At 62.3% G+C, this 20,894-nt stretch carries 16 protein-coding genes; 11 read left to right on the forward strand and 5 right to left on the reverse strand.

The genetic code is table 11. The annotated features are described in order from the left end of the window. The first annotated feature begins 351 nt into the window (after positions 1 to 351). The 4 genes from E4633_RS07830 to E4633_RS07845 all read left to right on the forward strand — a co-directional run bounded on the left by E4633_RS07830 (position 352) and on the right by E4633_RS07845 (position 4,397). Complete coding sequence (locus E4633_RS07830; protein ID WP_135869702.1) at positions 352 to 1,338, forward strand: alpha-ketoacid dehydrogenase subunit beta; 987 nt, start codon at positions 352 to 354, stop codon at positions 1,336 to 1,338. A gap of 9 nt (positions 1,339 to 1,347) precedes the next feature. Continuing rightward, a complete protein-coding gene (locus E4633_RS20875) occupies positions 1,348 to 2,838 on the forward strand; it encodes a dihydrolipoamide acetyltransferase family protein (RefSeq protein WP_135869703.1) in 1,491 nt (496 codons plus the stop codon). 237 nt (positions 2,839 to 3,075) lie between these two features. After that, positions 3,076 to 3,471, forward strand: a complete 396-nt coding sequence (locus E4633_RS07840; RefSeq protein WP_135869704.1) for a response regulator — start codon at positions 3,076 to 3,078, stop codon at positions 3,469 to 3,471. A 485-nt stretch (positions 3,472 to 3,956) separates the two neighbouring features. Continuing rightward, positions 3,957 to 4,397 carry a hypothetical protein gene (locus E4633_RS07845; RefSeq protein ID WP_135869705.1) on the forward strand — a complete coding sequence of 147 codons (441 nt, stop codon included), beginning with the start codon at positions 3,957 to 3,959 and terminating at the stop codon, positions 4,395 to 4,397. Positions 4,398 to 4,401: 4 nt separating this feature from the next. Here the strand turns inward: E4633_RS07845 and E4633_RS07850 are convergent, their stop codons facing one another. Then, a complete protein-coding gene (locus E4633_RS07850; protein WP_135869706.1) occupies positions 4,402 to 5,442 on the reverse strand; it encodes a rhomboid family intramembrane serine protease in 1,041 nt (346 codons plus the stop codon). Between the two features lie 124 nt (positions 5,443 to 5,566). On the opposite strand from E4633_RS07850, the gene E4633_RS07855 reads away from it, so the two are divergent. After that, positions 5,567 to 6,100, forward strand: coding sequence for a pyridoxamine 5'-phosphate oxidase family protein (locus E4633_RS07855; RefSeq protein WP_246037975.1), 534 nt, complete (start codon positions 5,567 to 5,569; stop codon positions 6,098 to 6,100). 15 nt (positions 6,101 to 6,115) lie between these two features. Here the strand turns inward: E4633_RS07855 and E4633_RS07860 are convergent, their stop codons facing one another. After that, positions 6,116 to 6,295, reverse strand: coding sequence for a putative signal transducing protein (locus tag E4633_RS07860; protein WP_135869707.1), 180 nt, complete (start codon positions 6,293 to 6,295; stop codon positions 6,116 to 6,118). 458 nt (positions 6,296 to 6,753) lie between these two features. Between E4633_RS07860 and E4633_RS07865 the strand changes: the two genes are divergently transcribed. Together E4633_RS07865 and E4633_RS07870 are read left to right on the forward strand one after the other, a co-directional pair. Then, the gene (locus E4633_RS07865) at positions 6,754 to 7,110 is read left to right on the forward strand and encodes a response regulator (protein WP_135869708.1); all 357 of its coding nucleotides are present in this window, start codon (positions 6,754 to 6,756) and stop codon (positions 7,108 to 7,110) included. A 451-nt stretch (positions 7,111 to 7,561) separates the two neighbouring features. Next, a complete protein-coding gene (locus E4633_RS07870; protein WP_135869709.1) occupies positions 7,562 to 8,437 on the forward strand; it encodes a hypothetical protein in 876 nt (291 codons plus the stop codon). 145 nt (positions 8,438 to 8,582) lie between these two features. On the opposite strand, the gene E4633_RS07875 is transcribed toward E4633_RS07870, so the two are convergent. The 3 genes from E4633_RS07875 to E4633_RS07885 are packed head-to-tail and all read right to left on the reverse strand — an operon-like array spanning position 8,583 to position 12,430. Next, positions 8,583 to 8,993 (reverse strand): bacteriohemerythrin, encoded by a 411-nt coding sequence (locus E4633_RS07875; protein WP_135869710.1) that lies wholly within the window; start codon positions 8,991 to 8,993, stop codon positions 8,583 to 8,585. Positions 8,994 to 9,053: 60 nt separating this feature from the next. Next, the gene (locus E4633_RS07880) at positions 9,054 to 11,054 is read right to left on the reverse strand and encodes a cache domain-containing protein (RefSeq protein WP_135869711.1); all 2,001 of its coding nucleotides are present in this window, start codon (positions 11,052 to 11,054) and stop codon (positions 9,054 to 9,056) included. Further along, the gene (locus E4633_RS07885) at positions 11,054 to 12,430 is read right to left on the reverse strand and encodes a sigma-54-dependent transcriptional regulator (protein ID WP_135869712.1); all 1,377 of its coding nucleotides are present in this window, start codon (positions 12,428 to 12,430) and stop codon (positions 11,054 to 11,056) included. Before E4633_RS07885 ends, E4633_RS07880 begins: the two co-directional genes overlap by 1 nt. Positions 12,431 to 12,912: 482 nt before the next feature. On the opposite strand from E4633_RS07885, the gene E4633_RS07890 reads away from it, so the two are divergent. From E4633_RS07890 to E4633_RS07905, 4 genes are all read left to right on the forward strand, one after another. After that, positions 12,913 to 13,392, forward strand: coding sequence for a DUF3124 domain-containing protein (locus tag E4633_RS07890; RefSeq protein ID WP_135869713.1), 480 nt, complete (start codon positions 12,913 to 12,915; stop codon positions 13,390 to 13,392). 54 nt (positions 13,393 to 13,446) lie between these two features. Further along, on the forward strand, positions 13,447 to 16,197 hold the full coding sequence (locus E4633_RS07895; protein ID WP_246037976.1) for a cation-translocating P-type ATPase: 2,751 nt from the start codon (positions 13,447 to 13,449) through the stop codon (positions 16,195 to 16,197). A gap of 33 nt (positions 16,198 to 16,230) precedes the next feature. Next, on the forward strand, positions 16,231 to 18,210 hold the full coding sequence (locus E4633_RS07900; RefSeq protein WP_135869715.1) for a monovalent cation:proton antiporter family protein: 1,980 nt from the start codon (positions 16,231 to 16,233) through the stop codon (positions 18,208 to 18,210). Positions 18,211 to 18,311: 101 nt separating this feature from the next. After that, positions 18,312 to 20,810 carry a glycogen/starch/alpha-glucan phosphorylase gene (locus E4633_RS07905; protein ID WP_135869716.1) on the forward strand — a complete coding sequence of 833 codons (2,499 nt, stop codon included), beginning with the start codon at positions 18,312 to 18,314 and terminating at the stop codon, positions 20,808 to 20,810. The last annotated feature ends 84 nt before the right edge of the window (positions 20,811 to 20,894 follow it).

Genomic DNA, 20,894 nt, shown 5'->3' on the forward strand with positions numbered 1-20,894 from the left:
TCAGGAAGGCGTCCTGGGTGTCGCGGGTTACATGCTTTGCACTGAGCAGCGGGGTATGGAGGCGGCAGGGATCAGGTACCGCCGCTCCCTGAGTGAGGAAGACGACGGTGAAGACAGCGACCAATGTCAGGAGGGCTGTTCTGGATATCGATGACAGTGTCGCGGCAGGCTTCATGGCCTGTGACCGTACCGTAAATGGCCAATCGTTGCAAGGTATTTGCTCAGTGCCCTTCATGACGGCGGCATTATTTCTTTAATGTCGCTGTCACGTTGTTTTCCAAGCCTCCTTTGTTAAGATTGGAACCTTGTGTGCACTCGAAAGACCAACAACTGCATCAATGGAGAGGGTGTATGGCTGAGATGACCTACCGTGACGCCATCAACCTGGCGCTTAAAGAGGAGATGCGGCGCGACAAGAACGTCGTGGTTTACGGCGAGGACGTGGCACAGTACGAGGGGGCCTTCAAGGTGACCCGCGGACTGTTGGCCGAGTTCGGCGAACTGCGCGTGCGCGACTGCCCGATCTCCGAGAACACCATCGTAGGCGTCGCCGTCGGAGCGGCCATGGGGGGGATTCGACCGGTGGCCGAGCTGATGACGGTCAACTTCGCCCTGCTCGCCATGGATCAGATCGTGAACCACATGGCGAAGGTGCGCTACATGTTCGGCGGACAGACAAGGGTCCCCATGGTGGTGCGCATGCCGGGGGGCGGCGGGAGCCAGCTCGGCGCACAGCACTCGCAGAGTCTCGAGAGCTACTTCATGCACTGCCCCGGAATGCTGGTCGCCTACCCGGCGACACCTGCCGACGCGAAAGGGCTCTTGAAAAGTTCGATCAGGGACGACAACCCGGTCATCTTCCTCGAGCACGAGCTTCTATACAACAGCAAGGGCGAAGTCCCGGAGGACCCCGAGTTCCTGGTCCCCTTCGGGAAGGCGAACGTCCTCAAAAACGGTGAGCAGGTAACCGTCGTCGGCTACGGCCGCATGGCGATCCTGGCGCTGCAGGCAGCACTCGCGCTGGAAAAGGAAGGGGTGTCCTGCGAGGTGATCGACCTGCGCACCCTGGTGCCGCTCGACATGGAGACCGTCCTCGCGTCGGTGACGAAGACCGGCCGCGCCGTTGTGATCGAGGAATGCTGGAAAAGCGCGGGGCTTGGCGGGGATATCGCCTCGCGCATCTACGAGGGGTGCTTCGATACGCTGCTCGCCCCGGTGCGCCGCATCTCCGGGCTCGACGTCCCCATGCCGTACTCACGCAAGATCGAGAAGCTGTGCATCCCGCAGCTCGACGGGATCGTGCAGGGCGTACGTGATCTTCTGAACGAACCGTACTGAGGTGCCGCCATGAACGATATCGTGATGCCGAAGCTCTCCGATACCATGACCGAAGGGAGGCTCGTCTCCTGGAAAAAGCGGGTAGGGGATGAGGTGCGCCGCGGCGAGGTGATCGCGGAGGTTGAGACCGACAAGGCGAACATGGAGCTCGAGGCCTACGCGTCGGGGGTGATCCTGGAGCTAAAGGCGCAGCCGGGGGACCTGGTCCAGGTGGGGACGGTGATCGCCGTCGTAGGCAAGCCCGAGGAGAAGGGGGCGCCCGCACCGCAGGCCCAGGCCCCAGGAAAAGAGACGCCGACCGCCGGGCAGGCGCCCGAACCGGAGCCTGAAAAGGTGCCGGAGCCTGAAAAGGTACCGGAACCGGAAAAGGTACCGGAACCGGAGAAGGAACGGGTGGCGCAGGAGAAAGGAGACGAGTCATCCCAGGCCGCGCCTCCCCCCGCCGGGGCGAAGGAAGCCAAAGAGGCCGACCTCTTCCCCATGGAAGGGGAGAAGCAGGCTCCGGCCGCGCCCCCCGTCCCTGGTACCGATCAGGAACAGCCGGGAAAAGCGGCCGCGGGGCCGACGGAATACATCCACACGAGGGCTCCTGCCCCCGGCAAAGAGGCCCCCGAGTTCACCCCATCGGCGGCAGGGCGTGAACGCGCGGCTCCCGTGGTGCGCAGGCGTGCCCGCGAGCTTGGGATGGATCTCGCCCAGGTGCGCGGCAGCGGACCCGACGGGCGCATCCTTTTGCAGGACCTCGAGGGGACCGCCGGGTCCGAAGGCGCTGCGGCTCCAGAGCAGCCGCGCAAGGAACTGGCGCCGGCCGCCGGGCCGCGTCTCGTCGAGGAGGTGCGGACCATGTCCCGGCTGCGGGCCGCCGTGGCGAAGACGGTCGCCGATTCGTGGGAGCACATCCCGCACTTCAGCGTCACCATGGATATCCTCATGGACGAAGCGGAGGCTATAAGGCGCCAGTTGAAACAGGGCGGTATGCGCGTCACGGTGAACGACGTCATCGTAAAGGGGGTGGCCCTCGCCCTGGTGCAATACCCGCAGTTGAACGCACGTTACACGCCGGACGGCATCTCGTATCATGGCGAGGTCAACGTGAGCGTAGCGGTAGGTGTGCCGGAGGGTGTGCTCATGCCCGTGGTGCACCGGTGCCATGCATTAACCCTGCTGGAGATCGCCCAGGAGTCGGAGCGGCTCGTTAAACGTGCCCGCTCTGGTGCCCTGACCGAACAGGAGATGAACGGCGGTACCTTCTCCGTATCCAACCTCGGCATGTTCGGCGTGGACTGTTTCAGCGCCATCATCCATCCCGCCCAGGCGGGCGTACTCGCCGTCGGCGCGGTGCTCGACGCACCCGTGGTGCGCTCCGGGGTGCTGACGAGCGCCAAGGTGATGAAGGTGACCCTCTCGGCCGACCATCGCGTTGCGGACGGCGCATATGCCGCGGAATTTCTGAAGGCCCTGAAGGAGGTGCTGGAGAACCCGGTGCGCCTCTTGATCTGAGACCGCTGCGGGGGCGGGCCTTGCGCCTGCCCCCGCCTCATACCTCACCATGGTGCCCCGTGCGGCACCCCCCTCCAGCAACGCTTCCCTTCCAGCGATCCAATAGTCTCACGGCTTCATAAAGCCGCTAAAGTCTCATTCCAATGAACCGATACGGTTAAAAGCGCAGGGGCGCGGCTATTGGCTGCGGGCTCCCCCGGCGTCATCGAACATCACAACAGACACCTGGGGGAAGCTATGAAGTGCTTGATAGTAGATGACGAGTCTTTTTGCCGTGACTTTGTCGCCACCTTACTCAGTGCGACCGCGGATTGCCACCAGGCGAGCAGCGGCCAGGAGGCGCTCGAGAAGTACAAAGCCGCCCTTGCCTCCGGCGAACCTTTCGACCTGGTGATCATGGACATCATGATGCCCGGCATGAGCGGCCATGACGCCGCAAAGGCCATCAGGCACATCGAGAAGGAGCAAAAGCCGGCCAAGAGGGTGAACATAGTCATGCTCACCGCGCTCAACTCCTCCAACGACGCCATGGAGTCATTCTGCAACGCGCAATCGGCCGCCTACCTGGTCAAGCCGGTCTCCAAGGAAGGGCTCTTCAACGTCCTCTCCAAGCTCGGACTGATGAAACGTTAGATGTCGCAACCTTGTGGAGTGGCAGCACCGGTGCGTCCGGTGCTGTCGCTCCCGGTCGTCGGCTCTTCGCACCTGGCGCGTTTCGTGTCTCTCCTACCGCGTACCGTTCCACCCGTTGTCCCCCCTCGGCCCCGACCTTGCGCCCGACCGCTTAAATGCATGGCATCCGGCACCCACCTTTCTCACTGATTCTCACATCTCACTTTGCAGCGTGACATTTTGCCGTGCCAGGTTCTTGCCGTTTTCGAAACCGATCCCTTTATGTGAGTGATGTCGTAACTACTGACAGTAATATGTCGCGGAGATATAATGGGTGCAGTCTCGGCATCCAGACCCGGCGCCTTGTATGACTGTGCTTCGCGGTCTGTAGTCGGCGCGACTAGTTCTCCTCCTGCGGTAAGCGGGCGGATGTCGCCCCGTCGTGTGGGGAAGGTGAGGTCCTGGCGCGAGAAAACGGAATAAGCCGAGCCTGTTGAGGAGGAGTTATGAAGAGAACCTTTGTAAATAGTCTTCTCTCTGCCGTACTGCTTTTCGGGATGATTGCCGGCAACGCCGCGGCCGAGGTAAGCCTGAGCATCAACATCGGTCCGCCGGTAATAGTGGGGCCTCCCTCCGCCATGGTGATGGTCCCGGGAACCGGCGTCTACTTCGCCCCCGGCTTCGATGTCGACATCTTCTTCTATGGAGGGTACTGGTGGTCGCCGCGAGGTGAAAGGTGGTATCGCTCGAGCGATTACGGCGGACCGTGGCACGTTGTGCGTCGCGCTGCCGTACCGCGCGCCGTGTACCGCGTGCCCGGGGACTACCGGCAGGCTTACGCAAGAGAGCACCACATCCCCTACGGGCAGTGGAAGCAGGAACACGGGCGCGGCAAGGGGCATGGGCCTGGTAGGGGGCATGGGCGAGGGCATGGCCGGGGTGACTGAGGCATTATTGCCCTGAGTGCAGGATGGCCAGTCGCCACGCCCAGACGACCACCGAGGCGCTGGTGAGCGCAAGGAGAGCGTTGACCAGCCGTTTCGGCCTCCCTAGCCATCCCACGAGCATCTCCGCAAGGAGCCCGGCGAGCGTTCCGAACGCGAATCCGAAGAGGTGCGCCCCGAGGTCGGTCCGCTCCCCCTCCGTGCCCAGAAGCACCAGGAGCGAGAGCGCCGCGGCGATGGGAAGCGGCCAGCGCCTGCGCAGGTGGTGCCGGTAACGCACCATGCTGATGGCGCCGAGGATCCCGACGGCCCCGAAGACCGCCGTCGAGGCGCCGACCGAGGTGTGGCTTGGCAGTTGGAACCAGGCGTTGGCGAGATTGCCGCAGATGCCCGAGGCGAGGATGAGGGTCCAGGCAAGGCCCGAGCCCAAGTCGCGGCAGAGGTAGAGGATGAAAACGCCGCCGATGGCGAGGTTGCTGATGAGATGCAGCGCATCGGCGTGCAGGGTGAGGGCCGTGACGAGGCGCCACCACTCACCATGCAGGATAAGCCCGGCATGGGCGTTGCCGATCTCGAGCCAGTCGACCGGGTAGTGCCCCATGACCTTCAGGTCCAGGCTGGTCAGGTTGTGGAAGGTGGCCAGGAGGATCAGCACCGACAGGGTGGGGAGGGTGTTCTCCTTCATCGGGTGGACCGGAGGCATGAAGGGGGGCCAGTTGCGGTTCTCCTGCGCGTAGAGGTTCAGTTCGCGGCACGCCGTGTCGTAGCTCTCGGGCGGCACCCAGACCTGCCATCCCTTCTGGCCGGGCTCCACGCGGCACTCGATGAAGCGTGACTCCAAAACGAGCGCCCACAGCCGCGCCTGGCGCAGGGTGAGCCTCCTTCCCCTTTCCTCCACCCGCCATACCGGCACGATGCGCCAGCCGTCGCCAAGCTCCTTGTCCTGATCCCCGTCCCCAATCATGCCGGACAGTATGGCAGATCCTTCTTGCGCCGTCATCTCCAAAGGGGAGGGCTCGCCGCCCCCCTCTTCATGATCCCGCTGCATCCCGTCATCCACTAAGGCGCCCCCAAACTTGACTATTTATCACCCGGTGCTACAAGAACGTAACGCTGACGCGCGGTTAAATCAAGGGGGCGGCAAAGGATTGTTCCGGAAGGGGGCATCCACGATGCGATCGAAACCCATGATGATGCACGCGGGGACTGAGAACCAGGGGGGACGGCATCACCACCCCTCGCGCAGGTGGCCGATACGCCTGCGCTGGCATAGACGGCTGATCCGTATCGGCAAGAGGAGGTACGTCAACATGATCACTCAGGCGGTCAAGGACTTGGCCGAGAGGGTAGGGCATGCTTTCGTTGCGACTTCCGATGCGGGAGGCAACCCGCACCTTGCGGCGGGGAGGGGAGTGGCGCTTTTCGAGCCGAACCGGCTGGTGTTCGAGGCCTGGTTTTGCCCCACCACGATGCGCAACCTGCAGGACAACCGGCACGTAGCTGTGGTGGTGGCCGATCCCGACACGGGGAACGGCTTCCAGTTCGTGGGGGTGGTGGAGAGGAGTGCGGATACCGCCGTTTTGGACGGCTACATCCCCGATCTCGAGCCTCCCGGCTTGCCGCAGGTGCAATGGAGGCTGGAGATCAGGGTGGAGAAGGTCATGGCATTCAGCGCCGATGCCCACTCCGATCGACCGCTTGGGTGATCCTTCCGTTCCGTATTACCTGTTCTTGAGGAGGAGCTCTTCCGCCTTGGGAAGGTCCTCCTCCGCAACCTCGATCTCTCCGGATACGGCAGGCTCGGACAGGCTGCTTACGCTATACTCGATCCCCGCCTGTTTCAGTACCGTCTCGACCCGCGAGAGGTCCGCTTCTGTTTTGGCATCGTAGAATTTCACCATCGTTTTTTCCTCCTTCTTATGCGGTGCGATACCTCCAAGACCATCGTAGCAGATTTACGCCGCGTAGAAAAATAGCTTGCCGGCGCTCACCGCTTCCGTCATATCCCCGCACCTCCTTTGCCGCGCCATTTGCCACTGCTATACGTCATTTCACACAGCCTTGGTGATTTCACCGTGAAAAGACGCAGTGCGCTTTGGGTGTAAACGCGTCCTGAAACGGTATTTTTAACGCGTCATCATGTGTGCAGAGAATCATAGCCAGGTCTCCATATCACGAATCTCCTAAGGATTCCCGACATTTGGTATACGCGGTCTCGCGTACGCCCCCTCGAAGATGGCGTCCCAGTCGCAGAATGTTCGAATGTTGCACAATTTGGGCACGTTTTCGGCAAATAACTTTGTCAAATGCCGTGCATCGGTCAGGGTTTTCGTTTTATGCAGTTGTTATGAGGGGTGAAATGAAAAGAAGGGTCCTGATAGTTGATGATGTCGAAGACATCAGGCTGATGCTGCGTTTCATGATGGAGCGAGAGGGGTACGACGTGGTGGCTGAGGCCGCCAACGGCGTGGAGGCGGTGGAAAAGTACCGCCAGCACAGCCCCGACATCACCATCATGGACATCGATATGCCGGTGATGACCGGTGTCGAAGCGGCCCGAGTCATTCGCGCGATGGGGGGAAGCTCAAGGATCGTTTTCTGCACCGGCGGTTATTCCAAGTACGAGACGCCGCCGCAGGAGCTTCGCACCGAAGGGAACATGCTGCTGCGTAAACCCTTCCTCCCCGCGCAACTGTTCCAGGCTCTGGCCGCCTAATGTACTGATGTAATGCTTTTAGTGTACTGATGTAATGCTTTTAGTGTTCTGCTATGAATGTTTTGTTCTGTTATGTCTGTAGATGCGATTTAATGTTATGTCCTGTAATTTGATGACCTGTAATGCAATGCTTTGTATCTTGTGCTGATGATTGTTGTGTTATGTGTTGCGATGTTATGATGTGATGTGTTGTATGTAATGTTCTTTTAAATGCAATGTCTTTGATGCTATTGTTTTGAATGGAGATCGCAGGAGTTTCAATGTAGCGGCTGTGTGTGGCCGCGTGTACTGACTGGTTAATGTTTGTTTTTTCATCGTGTATGGGAGCCTCCGGCTCCCATTTTTTTTGCGAGATGCGCCGGCTTATGTTAGGGTAGAGACGCTGCACGCGGCAGGGCGCCCAAAGCCCGGGCCGATACGAAATACAAGGACGGCAGGACGGAATTTCACCATGACATCACAGTATCTGCAAAGCGTAACGAACCAGCTCAACAACCTGCACGGCCACGCCTATTTCCGGGCCACCGACGGTCCTCTCAAGGAGTGCCTGACCGGTATCATCCTCGATGCCGCAGAGGGGGACCTTGCCGAACAGCTTTCCGACGGCAGGTTCGATCTCGAGGTGAGCATAGGCGTACAGGAGGGGGACAGCGAGGCTACCGTGGATTTCAGGGTGGACCGTCCGGGCGTCATTTACCGCGCAGACACCCAGGTTTCCAGCCTTTCCGAAGCCGCGCTGGAGGACCTCACCCGTTACCTTGCGCATCTGGCCCAAGAAACGCCCGTGGTCGAGGAGAATGCGGAAGGTGGCGTCATCGTCCGCAAGAAGGTCGAGCACGACCACCACGAGAAGGAGGCCGCCGCGGCCCGTCTCAAGGTGACGCCGCAGTGGCTGAAGAGCGTTATTCCCTGCACCGAGTACAGCTACGACGAAATCGACGGCAAGAAATACATCAGGGAGTACTACTGGTCCCGCGACCTGATCGAGCGGCTTTTCAAAATCAAGACCATGAAGGCCACACCCGACGACGTGCAGTATGTCGCCAAGGAATGCTGCGACGGCGACGTCGACTGGGCCCGTGACCTGATCGCGCGGCTTAAATCACCGAACCGCCCCGAGCAGCAGAAGGAGCAGCAGCCAAAGGGGCAACCCCAAAAGGACAAGGAAAGGGAGAAGGAGAAGGGCGGAGCGCAGCAGCCCCAGCAGGCGAAGCCTGCCGGTGAGCGGAGCCGCCGTTCCCGGCACCGGAAGTCCTTCCGCCAGGGCAAGGACGGCGCGCGCAAGGAAGGTCAGCCCTCCGAAGCGAGAAAGCCGCAGGCCCCCTGACCGTTTCACAGCCAGGCTGCTTTCCCTGCGAAGGCAACGACGAAAAAAGGTCCCCCCTTGATAAAGGGAGGACCTTTTTTCCAGATGGGGCGGAAGGGTGTCGTGACGCCGGCTCGGTTCGAACGAGCGGTGCTGCCACCGGCACCTATATCTTTTTCTGCTCGCGCAGGTAACCCGCGAAGGCGGTGTCGACCCTCTTTATGTGCTGGATGAGCCAGGAGGAGAGGGTCTTGTTGGTCTGGATCACGAGCGGCAGGGTCGCCCCCTCGTCGCGGAACTCCCTGGTCAGCTTCTCCACGTCAGCCACGAACTGATGGTGCGCCGCCTTATGCGCGGGGTAATCCGGGTAGCCGCTGCGCATCTGCAGGTGCTCCTCGGCGGAGAAATGCTCCTTCACGTAATCGTCGAGAAAAAGCAGCAGTTTGAGCACTTCCTCCTTGCCCCTCCCCTCGCCACAGGCGGCGAAAAGGCTGTCGAACCTTCTGAAGATCTCCTTGTGCTGATTGTCGATTTCGTCCACGCCGATGGCGAGGTCGCTGGTCCATTCGATGTGCATCTGATTGCTCCTTTTCGTGGTAGTTCGCAGCCTGCCCTCATGCCGCCGAGGCGGTCGTCGCTATCCTTCGTGCTGTTCCATCGGGTCCACCCCGGGGAGCTCGATCTCGAAACAGGTCCCCATGCCGGGCGTGCTCGAGACCCTGATGTCGCCGCCGTGGTCCTTGACGATGCCGTAGGAGACCGAGAGACCGAGCCCGGTACCGCTGTCCTTGGTGGTGAAGAAGGGGGTGAAGATCTTTTCCAGGTGCTCTGCGTCGATCCCCTTGCCGGTGTCGCATATCTGGATGATGCAGCCGTTGCCGGGACCGTGAGGGCGGGTGGTGAGCCTCAACGTGCCGCCGGCCGGGAGCATCGCCTGCACCGCGTTCAGTATGATGTTGCTGAAGACCTGGCGCAACTGGTCCGTGTCGCCCGTCACCGGACCTAGGTTCAGATCGTACTCCCACTTGACCGAGATGGCGTCCATCGGGACCTGGTGCCTGATCTGGGCAACGATGTCGTCCAGCACCTCGTGCACCATGAACTGGCGCTGGTTGAGCGATTTTTGGCGTGCAAAGGTGAGCAGGTTCCCGACGATCTTCGCCATCCGCTCGGTCTGCTGGCTGATGATCTCGACCTCTTCGTGGTTCGGGTGCTCGGCTGGGAGGCACATCTCGAGGACTTCGGTGTTCCCCCGGATGATGGCAAGCGGCGTGTTGATCTCGTGGGCGACGCCGGCGGCGACGATGCCGAGGTCGGCGAGCTTCTCGGCGCGGGCGAGGTCGGCCTGCGTCTGGGCAAGAAGCCGCGTCTTGTCCGACAGCTGCGCGGTACGCTCCTCAATCTTGAGCTCGAGGGCGCGGTGCAGGAGCCCGATCTCGGCCTCCTGGCGCCCGAGGGCTCGGGTCATCAGGTTGAAGGCCTCGGCGAGGTCGCCCACCTCGTCGGTTGAGTGCACCTCGATCTGCAGGTTGCGCTCCCCCCGGGCGACCCGGTGCGCGAGTTTTTCCAGCTCCTTGATGGGGCGGGCGAGCAGGGTGCCGATGAAGCCCGATACCGCGATGCCGATCAGCGAGGTGAGGAAGAGCACCAGGTAGAGGATCGAGTTCACGCTCTTTTGCATGTGGGTGTACGGCTTTTCCAGCATACCCACGTAGAGCGAGCCGACCGCCTTCCCTTGCAGGTCGAGGATCGGCTCGTAGGCGGTGAAGTACCAGTCGTTAACGACGAAGGCGCGCCGGATCCACTTCTTCTTCTCGACGATGACGCGCTGGTACACCTCCTGCGACACCCGCGTGCCGATGGCCCGGGCTCCGTCGGTGGTGCGCACGTTGGTGGCGATGCGGGCGTCGCCCAGGAAGATGGTGGCGCTCCCGACGTCGGTCCCCCGGAACTTGACCCCCTCGTAGACGATATCCTTGATCTTGTCGACGAGGGCGTTGTTGTTGTTCAAAAGGATGCCGCCGTAAAGCGCCCCGATCACCTTCCCGTCGCGGTTTTTAAGGGGAAAGGCTGAGACCATGACCATCCCGGAGCGCTCGCTCTTGTCGGTGCGCGGGCGTGCGTGCGGCGTGCTGATGAGTGGGATGGTGGCGCGGTTAACGAGGGTGATACCCTCCTGGGAGAGCTGTTCCGGGGTGAGCACCGAGGTGCCCGTGACGGCGACCCCTTTGAGCGCCTGCTCCACGAAGTAGGTGGACTGCCGGTCGCCGCGCAGTTGCGGAGAATGGGCGCGGTAGAGTACCTTGCCGGTTGCGTCCACCGCGGTCAGGATATCCAGGTGCTTGTTCTGCAGGCGGTTGCGCAGCAGCTGCCGGATGCTTTCCTCGCCGGCGACGATGGAGGATGAGTTGTAGGGGTTGGTGGCGGTCAGATCCATGAGCTCGCGGATCCGCTCCAGTTCGTTGCGGTAGATCTCGCGGGCGGAGTTCAGGTCGGTCCGGACCTTCTCCTGGGCCTGGCTTGCGATCTTGTCGTTGATTATGTAGAGCCCGGCCAGGGAGCAGATGAAAAAGGCGACGAAGAGCGGGGCGACGGAGCCTACGGTGAGCTTCGCCCGGATCGGGAAGCGTCCCAGCATCAGCGGATCCCCTCGTCCTCAAGGCCGTATTCTTCTATCTTGCGGTCCAGGGTACGCCTGGCGATCTCGAGGATCTTCGCGGCGCGGCTTTTGTTATTGCCGGAGGCCTTCAGCACGTGCAGGATGTGCTCGCGCTCGATGGTTTCCAGTGAAACGAGCCTCTTGCCGCCGTTTTGCTTCGGTTCGGGCACCTGTGCCGTGCGCCAGACCGGCAGGGTCTCGGCGGTGATGGTGTTGCCGCGGGTGAGGATGGCGGCGCGCTCGATGGCGTTTTCCAGCTCGCGGATGTTGCCCGGCCAGTTGTACGACTTGAGCAGCTGCATCGCCTCGCGCGTGAAGTCGGTGATCTCACGCTTCATGCGCGCCGCGTACTTGGTGAGGAAATGCCGCGCGAGAAGCTCGATGTCCTCGCCCCGGTCACGCAGCGGGGGGAGGTGGAGCGAGATGACGTTCAAGCGGAAGAAAAGATCCTCGCGGAAGCGCTTTTCACGCACCTCCTCCTCGAGGTCCTTGTTCGTCGCGGCGACGAACCTTATGTCCACGCTCCTCGCCTTGGTGTCCCCAACCGGTATGAAATCACCTTCCTGAAGCACGCGCAGAAGCTTCGCCTGGATGGCCGGGCTCATGTCGCCTACCTCGTCGAGGAAGAGGGTGCCGTGGTTGGCGGCTTCAAGCAGGCCTTTCTGGGCGTTGATGGCGCCGGTGAAGGCACCCTTCACGTGCCCGAAGAGCTGGCTCTCGAGCAGGGTGTCGGAAAGGGCCGCGCAGTTTATGGTGAGGAAGCGCTCCTTGGCGCGCGGGCTGTTGTTGTGGATGAGGCTCGCGATGAGTTCCTTGCCGGTGCCGGATTCCCCCAGGATCACCACGTTCGACTCGCTCTGCGCCACGAGCATCGCCATGTCGTGCACGCGGCGGAAGGTCTCCGAAGCGAAGATAAGCGGGGTGGCGCCCGACGGTATGCCGAGCTCGTCCTTGAGCGCCGAGTTTTCCTTGAGAAGCTCCCTGCGCTCCAACACCTTTTCCAGGATGCCGAAGATCTTCTCCTTGGGGAAGGGCTTGGTCACATAGTCGTAGGCGCCGAGTTTCATCGCCTCGATGGCCGAGTTGATCGAGGCGTAGGCGGTCATCATAACGACCGGCACCTCGAGCTTCATCCTCTTCACGCGCTGCAGGATCTCCAGACCGTCAACGTCCGGCATCTTCACGTCGAGGAGCATCAGGTCGACATCGTCCATGCCGCGGTTTTCCATGACGCTCATCAGGGAAGTGCCGGAACTGAACACCTCCAGCTCAAGCCCCTTGGCCGAAAGTATCTTGCTCAGATACCTGAGGATCTCGACCTCGTCGTCACAAATGATCACCTTGCCGTTATACATGTTTTTCACCTGTTGCCGCGCCTTTCTGCCTGATTCCTTCCCGTCGCGCCCTCGCGTAAGAGCCGGGAGCAGGGTCCTGTAAACATTCGACCACTATCTTTCGCCGAAGGCGGCTTTGTCAAGGGAAAATCCCTATTTGCCTTCACGCAGTGCCCCTGTGCATGTAACCGCGGCTCACGATGGAACCGGGGCTTGTCCGCTATTTTATCCCGGTTGCCGCTTCACACGATGGCATTCGCCTGATGTGGTTGGTTACCCTACTGTTTGAGCGCAGGATCATACCACGTATTGGACCGTATAACCAGATCACGCGGGTGCCATATCCTGTCCCTGATGATGTTTTTAGTAACCGGTGCAGCAAAATATCCTGTCGCGGCAGCGGCTGTGCTATTTTTTTGCTATCCTATTGACTGAGCGTTGTCGCAACGCAGCTCTTAAAGCCTGTCGTGGCCATGCCACCTGCTATTAAACGGAGGGTCCCCATGCGTCTCATCGCCACCGCACTGCTGTTTGCACTTCTTGCACTCCCAAGGCACGGTTACTCCGCCACCCAGGAGATCCGCCTCTCGAAGGGACAGACGGTGTACGTACCGGTTTACTCCAACGTCTTCACCGGCCCGCGCAGCCTGCCGTTCCAGTTGGCTGCAACCCTTGGCGTCAGGAACACCGATCCCAACTCCTGGATCCGCATCACCTCGATCGAATATTACGACACGAGCGGGAAGCTGATCCGGCGCTACCAGGACAAGGACAAACCGCTCTCGCTCGCCCCGCTTGCCACCACCTACGTTCATATCGAGGAGAAGGACACCGCGGGCGGCTTCGGGGCTAACTTCATCGTCAGGTGGCAGGCCGACCGCGCCGTCAACGCCCCCATCGTGGAATGCGTCATGATCGGTGCCACTTCCGGGCAGGGGATCTCCTTCGTGAGTCCGGGGCAGGCGATACGCGAGGTGAGATGATCCGGCGCTGCCGGCATGACTAAGCGCCGTCGGACGGCGTACCTAGGAGTTGCTGTGGGCGAAACCGCAAGGGACACGCAACATCCCTCCTGGCATACCCTTGGAACGGGGGAGGTGCTATCTCTGCTCGAGAGCTCTCCCGAGGGGCTCGCGGCCGCCGAGGCTGCACGTCGCCTGGTCCGTTATGGCCCCAACGAGTTGGAGCCGCCCCGCTCGGTCTCGCCGTGGTCCGTCCTTATCCGGCAGTTCAAGAACGTCCTCATCCTAATCCTGCTGGTTTCCACCCTGTTGTCCGCTTTCCTCGGCCACGCCATGGAGGCCGCGGCGATCGCCGTGATCGTGCTCTTCGCCGTCCTTCTCGGTTTCATCCAGGAGTACCGCGCCGAGCGTGCCCTGGAGGCGCTGCGCCTCATGGCGGCCCCCGATGCCGTGCTCATAAGGGAAGGGAAGCTGGTGACCGCCCCTGCCCGCGAACTTGTGCCGGGCGACCTGCTCATGCTCCGCCCCGGCGACCGGGTCGCCGCTGACGTGCGCCTTGTCGAGGCGGTGAACCTCCAACTCGACGAGGCGGCGCTGACCGGCGAATCGGTGCCGGTCGAGAAGGATGCCGCGCCACTTGTCGACCCGGACGCCGCGCTGGCCGAGCGTAAGTGCATGGCCTACGCCGGGACCGTGGTGAGCAACGGGCGCGGACGCGGCGTCGTTGTCGCCACTGCCATGGGGACCGAGTTCGGCTCCATCGCCCGGATGCTCACCGGCATCGAGACCGGCAGGACGCCGTTGCAGGAGAACCTCGACCGGGTGGGGAACCTGCTTGCGCGCGCCGCTCTTGCCGTGGTGGCGGCCATCGTTATCCTCGGTTTGTGGCGCGGCGAGGCGCTCGTTGCGATGCTTCTCTTCGGCGTGGCGCTAGGCGTCGCCGCCGTTCCCGAGGCGCTTCCAGCTGTGGTCACCATTTCACTTGCCCTGGGCGTACAGCGCATGGTGAGGCGTCATGCGCTCATGCGCCGCCTTGCCGCCGTGGAAACGCTCGGGAGCACCACGGTGATCTGTTCCGACAAGACCGGTACGCTCACCCGCGACGAGATGACGGTGCGCAACTGCTACGCCGCAGGTACCTGGTACGATCTCACCGGCTCAGGGTACGCTCCCGAGGGGGAGTTCCTGCGCGAGGGGAGGGTGGTGCCCCCTTCGGCCGAACTTGCCGAGCTATTGAGGGTCGGGGTCCTTGCCTGCGACGCGTGCCTTGCCAGGGACGAGGAGACCGGGCGTTACCGCGTGCAGGGAGACCCGACCGAGGGCGCCCTGGTGGTGGCGGCCTCCAAGGCGGGCCTGGAGAGGGACGCCCTCAACGCGCGTTATCCGCGCGTCGACGAGATACCCTTCACCTCCGAGCGAAAGTGCATGACCACCCTGAACCGGGACGGAGCAGCACTCACCGCCTGCGTGAAAGGCGCCCCGGAAGTGGTCCTCGCCGCCTGCGCCTCGGAGCTTGCCGAGGACGGCGAACGACCTCTTGACGAAGCGGCGCGCCGGCGGCACCTGGAAGCGGCACGCATCATGGCCGAAGGTGCGCTCCGCGTGCTGGCGGTCGCGCGCAAGGAAGTGACGGGACGAAGCGACGCGGAAAAAGGCCTCACCTTTTTGGGGCTTGTCGGCATGATCGACCCGCCGCGCAGCGAGGCACGCGAAGCGATCGCCACCTGCAGGGAGGCGGGCATCATCCCGGTCATGATCACCGGCGATCACCCGGTCACCGCGGCAGCGGTGGCGCGGGAACTGGGGCTCATCGCGGACGGCCGCGTGGTCACCGGCGCCGAGCTGTCCGCAATGGACGACGACCTCCTCGAGCGCGAGGCGCAGGAGATCCGGGTCTACGCGCGGGTCTCTCCGGAGCACAAGCTCCGCGTGGTGAGCGCGCTGCAAAAGCGGGGACACGTGGTCGCCATGACCGGCGACGGGGTGAACGACGCGCCTGCGCTCAAGAAGGCGGATATCGGCATCGCCATGGGGATCACCGGGACCGAGGTGAGCAAGGAGGCCGCGGCCATGACGCTTACCGACGACAACTTCGCCTCCATCGTGGCCGCCGTGGAGGAAGGGCGCGGCATATTCGACAACATCAGGAAGTACCTTATGTACCTCCTCTCATCGAACATAGGGGAGATAGGCCTTATGGCCGGTACGATGCTGGCGGGCTTGCCACTTCCCCTGAGTGCGGTGCAGATCCTTTACGTCAATCTCGCCACCGACGGCCTCCCTGCACTGGCGCTCGCCGTCGACCCGGCCGAGGCGGATATCATGCGCCGCCCCCCGCGCCGCGCCTCCGGCGGCATCTTCACGAGGGGGGTGGTGGCGCTGATCCTCGTCGGCGGGATCTGGTCGGCGCTCGTCAACCTGCTCCTTTTCGCCTGGGCGCGCGCCTCCGGGTGCTCCGACCGCGAGGCGATGACCATGGCCTTCGTCTCACTGGTGCTGATCCAGTTTTTCAAGGCCTACAACTTCCGCTCGGACCGTCACTCGGTTTTCCGTCGTCCCTTCGCCAACCGGTGGCTGAACGGGGCGATCCTCTGGGAGTTCGCGCTACTGCTCCTGGTGGTGTATCTGCCGTTTTTGCACCGCCCCTTCGGCACCTTCTCCTTGACCCGGGGCGACTGGGGCGTCATTATTCTTGCCTCGGGCTCGATCTTCCCCGTGCTCGAGCTGGCGAAGTGGTTCCTGAGACGCCGGGACACCGGCCGCTCCGAACCAGCCGAGAAAAAAGATCCCCCCTGTCCCCCCTTCGCAAAGGGGGGAACCCAATAGGCAAGTGGTTGCTTTTTAAAACAGCGAGGTTTCATGGATTTTCATGCTTTACGCGATATCGTCGTCCTCTTCGGACTTGCCCTCTTTACCGTGGTCGTGCTGCGCAAGCTCAGGCTCCCCTCCATCATCGGCTTTCTGATCACCGGTTTCCTCGCCGGTCCCTACGCCCTCGGCTTCATCAGGAACACGCACCAGGTCGAACAGATGGCGGAGTACGGCGTGGTGCTCCTTCTTTTCACCATCGGCATGGAGTTCTCGCTTAAGGAGCTCATGCGCATCCGACACATGGTGCTGATCGGCGGCGGGCTGCAGCTTGTTCTCACCATCGTAGCGGTCGCCGTCATCGGGTCCCTGGACCATTTCCCCCTGTCGCAGGCCATCTTCTTCGGGTTTTTGGTCGCGCTCTCCTCCACCGCCATCGTCATGAAACTGATGATGGACGCCGGGGAGATGGACACCCCGCAGGGCAAGGCCGCGCTTGGCATCCTCATCTTCCAGGACCTCTGCATCGTCCCGCTCATGCTCTTCACCCCGTTTCTGGCCGGAGGTGGGGAGGGGCTCGCCGACATCGCCGTCGTCTCTGCCAAGGCGGGTGCCGTCGTCCTCGGCGCGCACTACGGCTCCCGCTTCGTGGTGCCGTGGCTCTTCGAACAGGTGGTGAAGACGAGAAGCCGCGAGCTCTTCGTCCTCTCCATCATCTTCATCGGCATGGGGACGGCCTGGCTCACCGCCCAGGTCGGGCTCTCACTCGCCCTGGGTGCCTTCATCGCAGGTCTCGCCATCTCCGAATCCGAGTACAGCCACCAGGCGCTGAGCGACATCATGCCCTTCCGCGAAGCCTTCATGAGCCTCTTTTTCATCTCGGTGGGGATGCTCTTGAAGCCGGTCATCCTGTTGAAGTTCCCGCTCCTCCTGATCGGCCTCGTCGTCTCGATCATCCTCATAAAGGCCGTGCTCACGACGGCGGTCGGTTTCGCCCTCGGGCTTCCCATGCGCATCGCGGTGATCGCCGGGCTTTCCCTCGCCCAGATCGGTGAATTCTCCTTCGTTCTTTCCAGAAGCGGGCTCTCCTACGGACTGCTTACCCGTGAGACCTACCAGCTCTTTCTGGGCGCGTCGATCGCCACCATGGCCCTGACTCCGCTCTGCCTGAAGATCTCCGGGCCGGTAGCGGACTTTCTCATCGGGGTATTACCGCACCACTGGACCCGCGGCCGGAGCAGCCTGGCGCAAAACGGCGACAAGGTCGCCTTGCGGGACCACGTCATCGTCGTAGGCTATGGCGTGAACGGGAAAAACCTGGCGGGCGTGCTGAAGAACCTCGAGATACCTCGCGTCATCATCGAGACAAACCCCTTCACGGTGCGCAGCCTGCGCAACCAGGGGGAATCGATCATCTTCGGCGACGCCTCCAAGCCGGAGATCCTCGAGCACGCCGCGATAGGGGACGCCCGCATCGTCGTCATCGCCATCTCGGACGCCGCCGCCAGTCGGCGCATCGCTGCCCTCGTCCGCCAGATGAACCCTTCCATTCACGTCATCGTGCGCACGCGCTACCTCCTCGAGATGGAGCCGCTCTTCAAACTGGGGGCGAACGAGGTGATTCCGGAGGAGTTCGAGACCTCGGTGGAGATACTGTCCCGCGTACTCAAGCGTTTCCTGATCCCACAGGACGTGATCGAGGAGTGCATTGCGGACGTGAGGCGCGACGGCTACGATATGCTGCGCAGCGCCTCGAAGCGCCACAGCCACGCCGTCGGGATTGCGGGCTTTCTCTCCGGAGCCGAGATCGGCAGCTTCCGGGTGCGCAAGAACGCCCCGCTCGAGGGGGAGAGCCTGAGGGGAGGGCTGCTGCGCACCCAGTCCGGTGCCACGGTGGTCGCCATCAAGCGTGGAGACCAGATCACCGCCAATCCCGACCCCATCTGGGAGTTCCAAACCGACGACATCGCACTGCTGCTTGCCACTCCCGAGCAGATGCGCGTCGCCGCCAGGCTCTTTGAGCCGGGGTGATTGCCTTCCTTCTTCAAGTTTATCCATCTCCAACCGAATGAAGTACCACGTGCCGGACCGGTTTTTTCGGACCAGCTTTCTCAGCAAAAGGAGTATCCGACATGAAACAGAAGAAATCCAAGGCGCTTTCTTCGCTAGATTTCTGTGACCTTTCCCCTCTTTCCATGGACCAGCAGGGGCTCGTGGATGATTTCATACACCACTACTGCCATCACCTGGGGCGTGACAAGTACTGCAGCAGTATGCGCTACCGTTACCAGGCCATAGCCCACACCATCCGTGAGCGCCTCATAGAGCGCTGGAACAACACGCGCTACGCCTACATAAACGCCGACTGCAAAACAGGTTATTACCTCTCCCTCGAGTTCCTGATGGGGCGCGCCATGGGAAACGCCCTTTTGAACCTCGGCATCTGCGGCCCGACCGGCGAAGCCATGCAGCAACTCGGGATGGATCTCGAGGAACTGGCTGAACAGGAGGTGGACGCGGGGCTCGGCAACGGCGGCCTTGGGCGCCTCGCTGCCTGCTTCCTGGACAGTTGCGCAACACTGCAGCTGCCGGTGATGGGTTACGGCATCCGCTATGAATACGGCATGTTCCGGCAGGACATCAAGGACGGCCGCCAGGTCGAGGAGCCCGATCACTGGCTTAGAGACGGCAACCCGTGGGAGATGGAGCGCCCCGAGTACACCCAGCGGGTGCGCTTCGGCGGCCGCTGTGAGATACGGCGCAACGACGACGGCACGCAGAGCTACTGCTGGCTCGACACGCATGACGTCCTCGCCGTCCCCTACGACATCCCGATCCCCGGGTACCGAAACGGCACCGTCAACACCCTGAGGCTCTGGAAGGCGGCGGCGACCGATGTCTTCGACCTCGACGAGTTCAACGCGGGAAGCTACACCGAATCGGTCGCCATGAAAAACGAGGCGGAGAACATCACCATGGTGCTCTACCCCAACGACGCGAGCGAAAACGGCAAGGCCCTGCGCCTGAGGCAGCAGTACTTCCTCGCCTCGGCGAGCCTGCAGGACGTCATGGAGCGTTGGATCTACCGCCAGGGGAAGGTGTTCGACCACTTCGCCGAGCGCAACTGCTTCCAACTGAACGACACCCATCCTAGCTGCGCCGTGCCCGAACTCATGCGGCTACTCATGGACGAACAGGGGCTTGGCTGGGACGAGGCCTGGGCCATCACCACGAGCACCATGGCCTACACGAACCACACCCTGCTCCCCGAGGCCCTGGAGAAGTGGTCGGTACCGCTTTTCAGGCAGCTCATGCCGCGGCTTCTCGATATCATCCTCGAGATCAACGCGCGCTTCCTGGCCGAGGTGGCGGCGCGCTGGCCCGGCGACGGGGAGCGTCTGGCCAGGATGTCCATCATCGAGGAAGGGGAGGTGCAGCAGGTCCGCATGGCTTACCTCGCCATCGTCGGGAGCTTCTCGGTGAACGGCGTCGCCGCGCTGCACTCGGAACTGCTGGTGCAGGGGCTTTTCCGCGATTTCTATGAACTTTGGCCCGAGAAGTTCAACAACAAGACCAATGGCGTCACGCCGCGCCGCTGGCTTGCGCGCTGCAACCCGGGCCTCACCACGCTCCTTGCCTCCAGGATCGGGGACGGCTTCGTGGCCGACCTCGCGAGGATATCCGGGGCCGCGCCCCTTGCCGATGATCCCGAATTCCGCGCTGCGTGGCACGCGGTGAAGAAGGCGAACAAGGAGCGGCTGGCTGCCCTCGTGCGTGAGCAGTGCGGCGTCGCCTTCAACACGGAAGGGCTCTTCGACGTCCAGGTGAAGCGCATCCACGAGTACAAGCGACAGCTCCTTAACGTGCTGCATGTGATACACCTCTACGACCGTATCAAGCGCGGCGACACCGCCGACTGGACCAACCGCTGCGTGCTCATCGGCGGCAAGGCGGCCCCTGGCTATTACATGGCAAAGTTGATCATCAAGCTGATCAACAACGTGGCGCGCGTGGTGAACGACGACCCCGAGGTGGGCGACCGCTTGAAGGTCGCCTTCTTACCCAATTACCGAGTCACCGCGATGGAGGTGATCTGCCCCGGGACCGACCTCTCCGAGCAGATCTCCACAGCCGGCAAGGAGGCATCCGGCACGGGCAACATGAAATTCATGATGAACGGCGCCATCACCATCGGCACCCTGGACGGCGCCAACATCGAGATCCGCGAGGAGGTGGGGGACGACAACTTCTTCGTCTTCGGGCTCACCGCCGAAGAGGTGGAGGGGCTGCGCAAAAGCTACAACCCGGCTGGCATCGTCGCCTCCTATCCCGACCTGGAGCGGGTCATGCAGCTTCTCGCCAGCGGACGCTTCAACATGTTCGAAAAGGGGATCTTCGACCCGATCATCGCCGCCATCATGAGCCCGGCTGATCCCTGGATGGTAGCCGCAGACTTCCGCAGCTACGTGAAGGCGCAGCGCAAGGCCGCAGAGAAGTACCGTGCACGCGAGGCCTGGACCAGGATGAGCATCATCAACAGTGCACGCAGCGGGAAGTTCTCCACGGACCGGACCATCTCGGAGTACAACGAGGGGATATGGCACCTGCGGCCGGTGCAGCCGAAGCGGTAAACGGTATCTGCGCAGGATTACGATAACTTTTCCTTAAGATAAGCGCAGAGGTGCCGATACGTCTGACAAAGTAGTGGAAGAGTG

It is taken from the genome of Geomonas terrae (assembly GCF_004791675.1).
Lineage (GTDB): Bacteria > Desulfobacterota > Desulfuromonadia > Geobacterales > Geobacteraceae > Geomonas > Geomonas edaphica.

Excerpts from the sequence above, each read along its gene's own strand:
- E4633_RS07830 (WP_135869702.1), top strand. The coding sequence starts at position 352 with ATGGCTGAGATGACCTACCGTGACGCCATCAACCTGGCGCTTAAAGAG.
- E4633_RS20875 (WP_135869703.1), top strand. The coding sequence starts at position 1,348 with ATGAACGATATCGTGATGCCGAAGCTCTCCGATACCATGACCGAAGGG.
- E4633_RS07840 (WP_135869704.1), top strand. The coding sequence starts at position 3,076 with ATGAAGTGCTTGATAGTAGATGACGAGTCTTTTTGCCGTGACTTTGTC.
- E4633_RS07845 (WP_135869705.1), top strand. The coding sequence starts at position 3,957 with ATGAAGAGAACCTTTGTAAATAGTCTTCTCTCTGCCGTACTGCTTTTC.
- E4633_RS07850 (WP_135869706.1), bottom strand. The coding sequence starts at position 5,442 with ATGCAGCGGGATCATGAAGAGGGGGGCGGCGAGCCCTCCCCTTTGGAG.
- E4633_RS07855 (WP_246037975.1), top strand. The coding sequence starts at position 5,567 with ATGCGATCGAAACCCATGATGATGCACGCGGGGACTGAGAACCAGGGG.
- E4633_RS07860 (WP_135869707.1), bottom strand. The coding sequence starts at position 6,295 with ATGGTGAAATTCTACGATGCCAAAACAGAAGCGGACCTCTCGCGGGTC.
- E4633_RS07865 (WP_135869708.1), top strand. The coding sequence starts at position 6,754 with ATGAAAAGAAGGGTCCTGATAGTTGATGATGTCGAAGACATCAGGCTG.
- E4633_RS07870 (WP_135869709.1), top strand. The coding sequence starts at position 7,562 with ATGACATCACAGTATCTGCAAAGCGTAACGAACCAGCTCAACAACCTG.
- E4633_RS07875 (WP_135869710.1), bottom strand. The coding sequence starts at position 8,993 with ATGCACATCGAATGGACCAGCGACCTCGCCATCGGCGTGGACGAAATC.
- E4633_RS07880 (WP_135869711.1), bottom strand. The coding sequence starts at position 11,054 with ATGCTGGGACGCTTCCCGATCCGGGCGAAGCTCACCGTAGGCTCCGTC.
- E4633_RS07885 (WP_135869712.1), bottom strand. The coding sequence starts at position 12,430 with ATGTATAACGGCAAGGTGATCATTTGTGACGACGAGGTCGAGATCCTC.
- E4633_RS07890 (WP_135869713.1), top strand. The coding sequence starts at position 12,913 with ATGCGTCTCATCGCCACCGCACTGCTGTTTGCACTTCTTGCACTCCCA.
- E4633_RS07900 (WP_135869715.1), top strand. The coding sequence starts at position 16,231 with ATGGATTTTCATGCTTTACGCGATATCGTCGTCCTCTTCGGACTTGCC.
- E4633_RS07905 (WP_135869716.1), top strand. The coding sequence starts at position 18,312 with ATGAAACAGAAGAAATCCAAGGCGCTTTCTTCGCTAGATTTCTGTGAC.